Origin of the sequence: Pseudomonas sp. CROZ-RG-20F-R04-15, assembly GCF_022662375.1 — a bacterium.
GTDB lineage: Bacteria > Pseudomonadota > Gammaproteobacteria > Pseudomonadales > Pseudomonadaceae > Aquipseudomonas.
On sequence record NZ_JAKNQL010000013.1, the window covers coordinates 137740 to 150202 of the forward strand.

Sequence of the window (12463 nt, forward strand, 5' to 3'; positions counted from 1 at the left end):
TTGATTTTTGCTTGTCGTTAAGGGAAGCAATCGGCCAATAGCTGCCTGTCGTCCCAAGCCGAATCAAGCCTTCCTTCTTCAATCAGATCAAGCAGAAAGCTGGCATATGTGCGCGAGACCTCACCAAATGACACATTTGCGCCGATTAACGCGCTTTCCAGTTTGTCAAACTTTCCACACTCAAAATCATCTTTCACTTTATTGTCCCACTTCTACGCCGATTCTGGCCTAATACAGGCGAGGGAAAGACAGTATTGCGTCCGTGACGTCGTTTGAAAGCTTGGACTGATCGTCATGCGAGGATCAAACTTATAACGAAATTTTTATTTAGCACTTACGTAATACAGTCCTGACTATACCTTCTGCGCGCACATATCTGTATATGTTCACTCAGCACGCAGCGCCTATCGAGGCTCTTTCTTCCCAGATTCACGAATACGCCGCGAGCGCAAAGCCGTAAGATAATTGAATAACGCTATAAATTTTCTTCTCCATCAGTTTAGATGGCGAGTATCAGCAAAACAGCTCAGCTATCACTCCCTAATTCGCAAATGCAGGATCCGAGTTACGGTACTGCCTCTCAATTGGCCAGAGAGCGACAAAGAAATTCTTCCTTTGTTCTTGATTAGACTCAAGCAATCCCGACATCAAGGCTTTATCAAGATAGGAAAACATGGTCTGAAATTTTTCAGAGGAAATCCCACGTAGTGCAACTTTCTCAATCAAATTGCGTAAAAAACTCGCATAACAACGTACCAATTTATTTAATCGATACACCAGCGGCAAGCAGATTCTCCTCTAGAATTCAATTTCTTGAATTTCTTTCTGATCGCTCATTCACTCACCTCTGCACACACAGCGCTTACCCATAAATTGAGCGCACGACAGACAAAATCTGATTGGTTACCACCATCTATACAGTCCTAGATTGCAGCACCCTCGGAGTGCTGCGCGTCTACTGTCGGAACAACTAAACAAAAACTGATAACTCTACCCAAAATCTTTTTTCGGGACTGCATAAATCCTAATGATATCTTCGCCGCATGCAGAGTCATAAAATCTGCTTTCATAAAAATCGAAAAGCGCCTTGCTACCCAACTTATCAAAACAATCTTTTACCTCCTTCATTTCCTGAGAGGTAACTCCACCACTATTTTCTTTGAGCTTATCCAGAAAACCGACTGAAGCTGGCGTTGGATAGACAAAGATATTTGGAATAATTACATCTTGATCATCCAGGCTGTCAAAATCGGTAAAGGTTATGGCGTAGAAATTTAGCGTACCCGCCGGCCCCATTACCCTTATCAAATTCATCAAAAAAATAGCAGCCCCAGCCAGAACTGCGGAAACCCTTTCGTTGCTCATCTCTTTTTTTAAAAAGTCCAACCGCTTGTATCTAGACACAAGTGGTATTTCCTCGAAGCTTTCATAGCTCTCAAAGAATACAGCCATATCATTATACGGCTCTTTACTTATTATCTTGCTATAAATCTCAGCCAACTTCATTTAAGGGATGCTCCATCCGTGATCGTTCAACCATTCTTTTGTTTTCTTGGAGAAGGTCACATCCCCTTTTCCTTTATCATGTATTGATCCGTCGAGATTGTATCCCGACCCACATTTGCAGTGTGCGTGCCATTGGCTACTAGGTACACTCTGTTCTGGTTCATCAATACGAGTGATTTCCGCCGGTGCTTGACCTCTTCTAACCTTTGATTGGGCCTGCTTCGGCGTGCCGCCCGACTGTGCGCCTTTTTTAGCCAATCCCAACGGATCGACCCAGTTCAAAGGATTCGCAGCGTACTCAAACAGGTTCAACCCACCTGCATAACCGATCGGATCTTGGCTGATAAAGCGCCCGACCATCGGATCGTAGTAGCGATAGCGATTGTAGTGCAGCCCCGTCTCATGATCATGGTACTGCCCCTGGAATCGGACAGGGTTAGCAATACCCTGCTGCTTCGCCCATTGCGACCGCTCCTCCCGTATCTCGCCCCAAGCCTTGTACTGAGCACTCCACACCACATCACCGTTCTGATCGGTCAACTCCTGAGGCGTGCCCAAGTGGTCGCATTGATACCAGGTCAATACATCGACAGGAGGCGATACTACGGAACGATTCCAGAGCGGATCATCCTCTAAGCTGTAATCCTCGTCGTAGTCAGGCAATCCCATCAGATTAATGGAATGATTCGACATCGCCTGAGCTACAGGAATGAACGTTCCGGGTTCAAACATATAATGAATGGTACGCCCCGCCTCCCCGTCCTGCTGAGCAGCACGACTTTCCCAAGCCAGGTTATCGCCATCCCAACCGTACAACGTAAAGCCACAGCCATGCTCTCGCTGTAAACGTGCGTGTTCTGCGCTATTCCACAGTGAGCCTGCCGCCGGCCGCTGCTTGTAGTGGACCTTCGAGTTCTTGAATAGACGCCGCCCAAGGGCGTCGTAGGCAAACTCCACCGAAAGCCTGGCGTCCTCGAAATGCACCAGTCGATCGAACATATCCCAACGCATCTGGCTGTAAGCACCATCGCGCCAACGCTTGATCTGGTTACCACGCTCATCGTATTCGTAGTGAGTCCCTGCATACTCACGCAGCAGGTTATCGACCAACTTGCTGCGCGGGGGAGTCAACTCCAAAGGCCGCCGACTCTCTGCCGCCCTCTCGTCGAGCAGGTTACCCGCCGGGTCAAAGTCGAAGGTTTCAACACCCAAACGACTCACTGCGCTTAGCAGCCTGCTCACCGGATCATAGCGGTAGGACAATTGGCCACGGCGCGTATCTTTGATTTCGTTTAGCTGGCCTGCGGCGTCATAGGCGTACTCACGCTTAAGCAAAACCGACTTGTCGTCACTACGCCCCAACAGTTGCTCTTGCAGGCGCCCGGCCGGGTCCCACTTCTGCGTCTGCACAAGACGATTGCCTTGATGCCGAGCCACTTCGCGATGCATGTCGTCACGCTCATAGCCCAGCAGCTCATGTTCGTTCAGGCGCAACGCCAAGAGATGACCGCTGCCGTAGGTCAACCAACTGACCCGATGACCGTCAGGACGAATCGTGGCAACTCGTTGGTTAAGCACGTCGTATTCATGCTGCCACACAGCAACCAGTGGTTTCTCCAAACCAAGGTAATGCTGATGCTCGCGCACCATATTGCCGGCAAGGTCATGGAACCACTGCACTCGGCTGTCTGCGTTACTGGCAAGAATCATGTTGCCCCTGCCGTCATAGGCGTAACGCTCCGCTTGAGACTGATCGCCAAGCGAAGCAAGACGCTCCGTTACACGGCCCATCTCGTCGTACGCTACCGTCACAATGCGGTCACCGGTAGCGACCTTTGAAAGGCGTCCAGAAGCGATGTCGTAATGGTAGCGAGTCAGGCGCCCGTCAAAGCCTGTTTCTGTCAACAAGCGTCCTACTGGGTCGTAGAGAAATTGCGCCGAGCGCTCGTTCTGGTTCTCCAGCGCTTGCAAACGTCCCAGCCGATCCCACCGATACCGCAAAGTCTGTTCCGCAGCATCCACTCGTTCTTCAACGAAGCCCGCCGCCGTGTAGCTCCAGGTCGTGCAGCGATCCAACCCATCGACATGAGCCAGAAGCCTACCCTCAGCATCGCGCTCAAAACGCTCCTCTGTTTTGTCGGGGTGCCTGATAAGCGCTACCTGCCCAGCCTTGTATTCGTACTCGGTGCTCTGCCCTGCTGCATCCGTTGCACAGATCATCAAGCCACGATCGTCATACTCCCATGCGCTGGTCTTGCCCGAGCAATCCACATATTTGAGTAATTGACCCGCGTCGTTGTATTCGAGGGTCTTCTCATTGCCATTGGCATCCTTGATGGCAATCGGCAGACCTTTTTTGTCATAGGCGTATTCAGTCTTGTTGCCGAGCGGATCGACCGTTTCGACGAGGTTGCCGGCATCGTCATAGGCGCGCAGCCAGAGCCCGCCTTCTGCGTCCATGATTTTGATCAATTGGTCATGGTCGTCATAGGCAAAGTGCACCATGCTATTGTCAGCGCGAATATGCTCAAGCCGATTGCCGCGCTCGTCGTAGCTATAGCGATCAGTGGCCCCATCCGGATGCACATGCCGGACTACGTTTTTCGCCTCATCTCGGAACAACCACTCCGACAAGCCATCGGCGTGTCGAATCCGATACGTGTAGCCCAGGCTGTCGTAGTAGTGCCACGTTTCGTTGCCGTGAGCATCCGTGACGTACGTCAGACGAATGTTCTCGTCCCATTCCAAACGGGTGTCGAAACTGCCGTCATCAGCCCATTCGCGCACAGCTTTGGCATCAGCGCCTGTGCCATCCCATTGCAGATTCATGCCGCGCCCGGTCCGGTCGCTGTAGCGAGTAATCAGGTGATACTCATACTGATACGACCAAGCCGCACCGTTCTCATCCTGGGCGAGAACCAGGTCGCTCTGTGCATCGTATTCATAGGCACATAGCTGACGCTGTGGGACGCCATCACAGATCTCCCACAGCCCAATCAACCTGCCATAGCCATCAACCATGGTGCCGATGTGGCGGTGAACCTTGGTGATGTCATGTTCCTGATAGGTGATCAGGTCCGACAAGACCGGCACATCGCCGTGGCGATGCTCATGATGCAACATGATTCCGGCGCCATTGCGTAACTCGACACTGACCAGCATGTAACTGCGCCCATGACGGCTGTAGGTTTCCTTGCGCTCGAAACCACGGCATAGGAGTAACCGACCCTCGCTAACGTGCAGCAGGGTAATGTTCTCTATCGCGTCGTAATGGAATTGGCCGATCTTGGGTAGCGGATAGGTATGACTTCGACCGTCTGCATCGTGGAACACCAGGCCTTCGTCCTGCTCATCGATGCGCGTCGTAAACGATGTGATCCAGCGCGCTCCCAAGATGCCCGAATCATAGGCGCCAAGGTCTGAGCAGTACGTGCGTGTCCAATCAATGGGAAATGTGCCGGGCAGGCTGAAATCCGAGTGATCAAATGTCTCTGTACCCATGGCAAAGTTGATGCGCTTACAGGTCGCAGGACACACTTCGTTTTTCTCGTCATTAGGGCGCGACTTCGGCTTTGATTCACCCCGGCTGACTTCAACCTTGCCGTCGCTAGCAACGCGTCGGGATTGACTGGTCATGCCTGGTTTGACGTTGCCGCCCTGCCCGTGCGCATTGCGCATGCGCCACGCTGCAACGGCGCTGGCGAGCACCACCAACAGCGCGCCAATCGAGCTTTGAACGGCCGGGTCACTCAACTTGTTCAACTGGGTGCGCAACTCAGGTCCCATCGCGCGCAGCGATTTCGTATGAACAAGAACTTTCTTCTTCGCTTGCTCTGGCAGGAGATGCTCGGCCGCACTGTTGGCAACACCTTTGCCGGCCGCCGTATAAACGTTCGCCGCGGCGCCAAAAATGTTACTGATTGCGCTCAAAGGATCATGGAGCAACTGGCTGCTGGCAGCACTTGCCATCTGCTGTGCGGCTTTCAAATTACCTTTGGCGTCGAGTTGTCCGTTTACAACTCTCTCTAAGCCGACGGCAATTTCGTTGAGAATTTTCTCGCCCAGTTCTCCTGCGTCACTGAGCAACTCTTTAAGTTTGGCTTGTGCCTGCTTAACGAAATCATCGATCACGCCCACGATATCAGCGTTCAGATGACCAACCACCACGTTGATCAACGCATCACCCAAGACCAGCTTTCCGACCTTGGCGACTTCCTGTCGAACAAGGAACAGCGTCGGTCGCAAGCTCATGCGCGCGGCGGCCATGTTCGGCGGCATGGGCAAAACACCGATCAGGTTGATCCCCAAGCTGACCCAATTTAGAGGGTCTTGTCTCGGACTGTTGGAAAGCGTTACGACATCATTCAGCGCATCGACCAATGCCATGATGTTGCCGACAACAGGTAGAGCCCCTGCCACTGTTTTAATGCGCTCCAAGGTGACCAGATCACCACTGATCTCTCGCAACCAGGCATCGAATTGAGCAGCACTGCGCCCGACGTCTTCGACCATGATCAAATTCAGGGGAACAACGGCGACTTGGGGTTCACGTTTGGTTGCGACAGAGGTATTGGTCGTCATGGGAGCGTCTTCAGCGAGCAGGCTTGGAAATTCGGAATGTCACGAGGCGTATCGCCTTTGAGGAGCCGACAGAAAGTCGCCTCTCTCTAGCAATTGAGCCCGGGTCTATTTAGGTGGATCAACTGACCACTGCGCCCTTCGGACCGCTCGCAATGAGCGCAGCTCCGCAAGCGGTTTTCATGCCGTCCAGAGCGATGGGCGTGCCATCAACGGTGTAGGTGCTGCTGCCTTCAGCAATAGGGAAAACCCCCTTGCACAGTGGACAGCTCACCTTGTGACCGACACCTGCAATGGGCTTGCCGTTGAGGTCGGTTCGAGAGAATGCTTCGAGCACCTTGCCACCGTGAGTGGTGGAGTCGCCCAAGCGGATTACATCTTTCATGGTGTCACTCCTTTGACTAAATCTTGGTTACATCTCGGCCGTCGAACAATGAAAACAGGTTGGCCATCGCTGAACCTCTTAACACTTACTCGGCTTTCCAAACATCTTCATACCCTGAGTCATCGATGATGAATTTGGCCCCGACCGGTAGGCATAAATAATTCAACACCTGGGGCAACGTTTCGATGACATGGCTGATGTGAACCGGTTTATAGAAATCGTCCGCTTCCGAGTATTCACCGCAATGTATGAACCAGCTGACATTGCATCCCTCGGGTATCTGCACTCGAGTGCCGTAGATCGGTGATTGACCTACTGACTCTGTAGCCAAGGCCACGATCGGTTCAGGTACCTGCGCAGGCATACCGAACTTATCGCAGACCTCTTTCTGAGAGGCGTTGGGAAAAATCGCATCAACCTTCGGCATTTTGATCCACGATTTCTCACTCATGACTTGAATATCCGAGATAGCACACCATGCCCAACGTCGATCGACCAAGCACCCACCGACTTCACACATCGGTCCGCGGGTCCATGGTCGATCGAGTACCGTTGACTGAAAGCTCACTCTCCCAAGCGTTGAAAGCAGCCAACCAGAACTCCTCTCAAACCAGTCAGCTCTGCAGCCACCAATTCAGAAGCGTTTCATCATCTTCGTCATCAATATTTTTATAGATATTGGCGTAATACCATTCGAGCCCCGTTTTCTCGCGAAACCGATCAAAAAACTCATTGATTTTGTCCATGCCGTTGCTTGAAGGCACAGCCAACGAGAGATTGCCTTCGAAAACGCCATCAAGCGTTCCACCCAGCTCACGGCCAACATCAGTTTCGAGTTGTGCAATGACCTCCTCGGGAATGTAGTCGGCGTAGATATGAATACAAAAATTCCCACCGCGCTTCAGGACTTCGGCGTGGGTGTTTTTATTCTTGATCGAGATGACGTCACCTCGAGCCAAATTCAACGCAAGACCAGGTGAAGACAGCAGCTCATAAGTATCCGACCCCATCGCAATAGCGGGGAGTTCCTCGAATACAGGGCTATCGTCATTTGATACAAACACCTGAATCAGAACAGGCAATTTTTTATCGTCCATATGGCGCTCCACAACTTCCACGTTCGACACACGACATGCCTTCTTTCACGTAACCGCTATTTCCCGCACTCAGGTTACACGATGCGCCCTCAAGATCTACGTTGACATCGGCCAGGTTGCCGCCATTTGAGGTGGCCACATTTTTATGCCCCAAGTGCATGTCATCAGGATTTGTTGAGGTATGCCCGCACCGCCAGCACTTGTAAACGCCCACCGGCTTGCTTTTATCGATGAGTTTTTTGCGACATGCCCCCTGCCCTTTTCGGCTGCCTCCTCCGACCTTACTCGCAGCGATATCTTGAGGCGAGGCTCCAGCGCCGTCTTTTAGGGCGCGCTTGGATGGCGGTTTCTTCACCAGCCCCAAAGGGTCTACCCATTGGGTTGGGTTAGGCGCGTATTGATGAAGGTTTATGCCACCCATCAGACCTATCGGGTCCTTTGAAATGAAGCGACCTACATGGGGGTCGTAGTACCTGTATCGGTTGTAGTGCAAGCCTGTTTCGTGATCGTGGTACTGACCTTGGAAACGAATTGGATTGCTCAGCCCCTGCTGTACTGCTGAGGCTGATGTGTGTTCTTTAACCTGGCCCCAAGCCTTGTACTGGGCGCTCCAGGCGACTTGACCATCCTGATCGGTTAGCTCTAACGGTGTGCCTAAATGGTCACACTGATACCAGGCCAAGGCTTCAAACGGTTGTGCTTTCGGTACGTGACTCCAAAGCGGGTCATCTTCAAGACTCTCGCCAGCGACATATTCAGGCTGATTTAACAGATCAATCGAGACGTGTCTGACCGCTTGAGCCACCGGAACAAACGTGCCGGGTTCATAAACGTAATGGACTGTGCGCCCAGTCCCCCCATCGACAGGCGCAGGACTGCTTTCCCAAGAGAGATTATCTCCGTCCCAACCGTACAAAGTCAGGCCACAGCCAAGCAAACGCTGAACACGCCCCTGCTCATTTTTATTCCAGTGGGAACCTGCCTCAGGACGATTTGTATAATGGGCGGTTGAATGCTTATACAGCCGGCGACCCAAGGCGTCGTAGGCATATTTGACCGAGAGACGATCATCCTCGAAATGAACTAACCTATCGAACAGGTCCCATTGCAATCGACTGCGTTGACCATTCTGCCAACGCAGCGTCTGATTGCCACGATCGTCGTACTCGTAATGGGTGCCGACGTATTCACGTAGAAGATTGTCTACCAACCGGCTACGTATTGGGGCCTGATCAAGAGGCCGGCGTACTTCTGTCACCTTCTCGTCGAGCAGGTTACTGGCAGGATCGAAAGCGAACTTTTCAACCCCGAGCCGGCTTGCTGCACTGATCAACCGTCCTACTGGATCGTAACGATAGGTCAGCGGTCCGCGACGCGTGTCGTTTAGCTCGGTCAACTGGCCGACCGCATCGTATTTGTATTCGCGCTTCAGCAAAGTGGAGTTGTCATCACTTCGGCCTAGCAATTGCTCCTGCAGGCGACCTGCCGGGTCCCACTGTTGAGTCTGGCGCAGCCGATTGCCTTGATGACGAACGACCTCACGATGTAGATCATCTCGCTCATAACCGACCAACTCGTGATCATCCAGCTTTAATGCAAGCAAATGCCCACTGCCGTACGTCAACCAGCTTACCCGGTGACCATCCGGGCGGGTCGTAGCGACACACTGGTTGAGGGGGTCGTACTCATGCCTCCAGATTGCTACGAGCGGTGCATCCAGACTCTGATAATGCTGATGCTCTTTGATCAGATTACCGGCCAAATCATAGAACCACAGCAATCGGCTTTGGTCATTCGTGGCCAAAACCATGTTGCCGTTACCGTCATACGCAAAGGATTCACTCTGAGACGTATTGCCCAAACTCGCGTGGCGTTCGACAAGCCGTCCCATGGGGTCGAACGACATCGAAATGACGCGCTCACCGCTGATGGCTCTCGCCAAACGTCCGCTCTCAGAATCGTACTGATAGCGCGTAGCAACGCCATCGAATCCTTTTTCCTCAAGCAACCTTCCGACAGGATCATAGTTAAACTGGGTGCGCTGTTCGTTTTCGTTTTCCAGCGCTATAAGACGGCCTAGCCGGTCCCAACGGTAACGAAGCGTTTGCTCGCAGGCGTCTACGCGCTCGGCAACCAACCCGGCAGCGTTATAGCTCCATGTCGTGCAGCGATCCAGACCGTCAATATGAGCAAGCAGACGCCCTTCGGCATCACGCTCGAATCGCTCCTCGGTTTTATCTGGATGCGTAATCAAGGCGATATGTCCAGCCTTGTACTCATACTCGGTGCTTAGTCCTGCTGCATCGGTAAAACACATCATCTGACCGCGATCGTTGTATTCCCATTCGCTGGTCTTGCCAGAGCAGTCGGTATATTTCAGAAGCTGACCAGCATCGTTGTATTCAAGCGCTTTCTCGTTGCCGATTGCATCCTTGATAGCGATCAACTGACCGGTTTTGTCGTAGGCATACTCCGTCTTGTTTCCAAGAGGATCGACCGACTCCACCAAATTACCGGCATCATCGTAAGCTCGCTGCCACTGCCCGCCTTCTGCATCACTAACCTTGATCATTTGATTGAGATCGTCGTAGGCGTAGTGAGCGACACTGCCGTCGGGACTGATGTGTTCGAGCAAATTACCGCGCTCGTCATAGCTGTATCGATCGGAGGTACCGTCTGTATGAACGTGACGAATGATGTTTTTCGCGTCATCGCGAAAGAACCACTCTGAACGTTCATCGGCATACCGAATCCGGTAGGTATATCCCTTGATGTCGTAGTAATGCCAAGTCTCGTTACCATGGGCATCAGTGACGTACGTCAGACGAATATTTTCGTCCCACTCCAGGCGGGTATCGAAACTGCCGTCGTCCGTCCACTCGCGCACAGCCTTGGCGTGCGACGTGTGGCCATCCCACTCCAGATTCAAACCTCGGCCGGTGCGATCGGTATATCGAGTCAATAAGTGGTGCTGATACTGATAACTCCAGGCAGCACCGTTTTCATCCTGTGCCTGGATCAGATCGCCGTGGATGTTGTAATGGTAATTACACAATTGCCGTACGGGCGCGCCGTCACGGATCTCCCAGAGTCCGGCCAACCGTCCTTGATCATCAAGCAGGGTTCCAACGTGCAAGTGGACCTTCGTGATATCCCCTTGATAGGTGATCAGGTCAGACAATACCAGGGCATCCCCGTGGCGATGCTCGTAGTGCAGCATCAGCCCGGCACCACTGCGCATTTTGACATCCGTCAGCCAGAAGGAACGGCCACGACGGACATAGGTTTCTTTGCGTTCAAAACCGAAGCAAACGAGCAGTTGATCCTCACCGGAGCGAACCAGCGTGAGATTTTCAACGGCGTCATAGTGAAAGAGGCCTACCTTAGGCAGAGGGAAATCGATGCTACGACCATCGGCTCCAAAAAAAATCAGACCATCTCCCTTGCAGTCGAAACGCGTAGTGAACTCTGTCAGCCACCGAGCGCCCAATTCGCCATTGTCAAAAGCATCGAACCGGGAGCTGTAGGTACGCACCCATTCAATAGGAAACGGACCTGGAAGGCTGAAATCGGTATGGCTTAGCGACTCGGAGCCCAATGCGAAGCTAATACTGTTGCAAGTACCCGCGCATGCACCATTTTTCTGGCCATTGGCGTTGGCATTCGCAGGAGCCTGACGGCTGCTGGCTTCGAGCCGCCCTTCACCTGCTTTGTTCTGCGCCTTACTGGTCGCATTGGGTTTAACGCTAGCGCTCTGCCCATGCCCACGACGCTTGCGCCAAGTCACCACAGCACCGCTGAGCATTTGCAACAACCAACCGATGGAGTGGCGCGTTCCCGGGTCACCCAACTTACTCATTTGGGTTTTGATCTCCGGCCCCATCGCTCTCAATGTACCGGTGTGCGTCATCACCAGTTTTTTTGCTTGGTCCGGCAGAAGATTCCTCGCCGCGCTGTTGGCAACTCCTTTACCTACGGCTTTGTAGGCACTGAATGCAGCCCCAAAGATATTGCTGATCGCTGCCTTGGGATCGCTGAGGAGCTGATTGCCCGCCGCCGTGATCTTCTGTCCCGCCGCGCGCGCATCGCCTTTTGAATCGAGCTTGCCATTTACAACGGCCTCGAGACCCTTTGCGATTTCGGTGACTGCACTCTCGCCGAGTTTTCCAGCATCGGCGAGAATGCCCGAGAGCTTGCCTTGAGCCTGTTTCACGAAGTCATCGATCGTGCCGACGATGGTGGCGTTCAAGTGCCCGACCAGCACTTCGATCATTGAATCGCCCAACAGCATCTTGGCGCTATTACGCAATTCCTGACGTACCAAAAACAAGGTCGGACGCAAACTCATACGAGCAGCAGCCATGGTAGGAGGGGCTGGCAAAACACCGATCAGGTTGATCCCTAGGCTGACCCAATCAAGCAACTCCCGCTGCTTGCTTTTGGTAAGCGTGACGATGTCGCCAAGCGCGTCGACCAGCGCCATGATGTTGCCTACAACCGGCAATGATCCGGCGACCCCTTTGATTCGATCGAGCGTGACCACGTCACCGCTGATGGATCGCAACCAGGCATCAAAGCGAGCAGCACCACGACCTACGTCCTGCACGTCCAGCGTGTTGAGCGGAACAACGGCTACCTGCGGCTCGCGCTTCTTAGCAACGGCAGCTTCAGTCATGACAGCACCTCTCCATTCAATAGGCCAGGTGCTTTGAGCGAAGGTTTTGGCAAGGACGGGGCCGGCAGGCTTGGCAGCTTGCCCGCCTTGCTTGCTGCACCAAGGATGCTCGATGCACTAGGCATTGCCGCACTCGCCAGTTTTGGCAGGCCAGCCACTCCGCCCTGTACAGCACCTTTGACCTGTTGCGCCGTTTGCATTGCACCTTGTGCCGTCTGAACA

General features: G+C 52.9%; 8 protein-coding genes. All 8 read right to left on the reverse strand.

The genetic code is table 11. The features are described from left to right. Positions 1 to 17: 17 nt before the first annotated feature. A complete protein-coding gene (locus L8H52_RS19815; RefSeq protein WP_242208283.1) occupies positions 18 to 197 on the reverse strand; it encodes a hypothetical protein in 180 nt (59 codons plus the stop codon). A 793-nt stretch (positions 198 to 990) separates the two neighbouring features. Then, entirely contained in the window at positions 991 to 1506 is a 516-nt protein-coding gene (locus tag L8H52_RS19820) for an Imm15 family immunity protein (RefSeq protein WP_242208282.1), read from the reverse strand. Further along, positions 1507 to 6087 (reverse strand): RHS repeat-associated core domain-containing protein, encoded by a 4581-nt coding sequence (locus L8H52_RS19825; RefSeq protein WP_242208281.1) that lies wholly within the window; start codon positions 6085 to 6087, stop codon positions 1507 to 1509. 118 nt (positions 6088 to 6205) lie between these two features. Further along, entirely contained in the window at positions 6206 to 6469 is a 264-nt protein-coding gene (locus L8H52_RS19830) for a PAAR domain-containing protein (RefSeq protein ID WP_242208280.1), read from the reverse strand. Positions 6470 to 6554: 85 nt separating this feature from the next. Next, positions 6555 to 6920, reverse strand: coding sequence for a hypothetical protein (locus L8H52_RS19835; RefSeq protein WP_242208279.1), 366 nt, complete (start codon positions 6918 to 6920; stop codon positions 6555 to 6557). Positions 6921 to 7083: 163 nt separating this feature from the next. Further along, on the reverse strand, positions 7084 to 7566 hold the full coding sequence (locus L8H52_RS19840; RefSeq protein WP_242208278.1) for a DUF4265 domain-containing protein: 483 nt from the start codon (positions 7564 to 7566) through the stop codon (positions 7084 to 7086). Then, entirely contained in the window at positions 7556 to 12241 is a 4686-nt protein-coding gene (locus L8H52_RS19845) for an RHS repeat-associated core domain-containing protein (protein ID WP_242208277.1), read from the reverse strand. Before L8H52_RS19845 ends, L8H52_RS19840 begins: the two co-directional genes overlap by 11 nt. Further along, the coding region (locus L8H52_RS19850) for a hypothetical protein (protein ID WP_242208276.1) at positions 12238 to 12463 on the reverse strand (226 nt) is incomplete at its 5' end. The genes L8H52_RS19850 and L8H52_RS19845, both read right to left, overlap by 4 nt.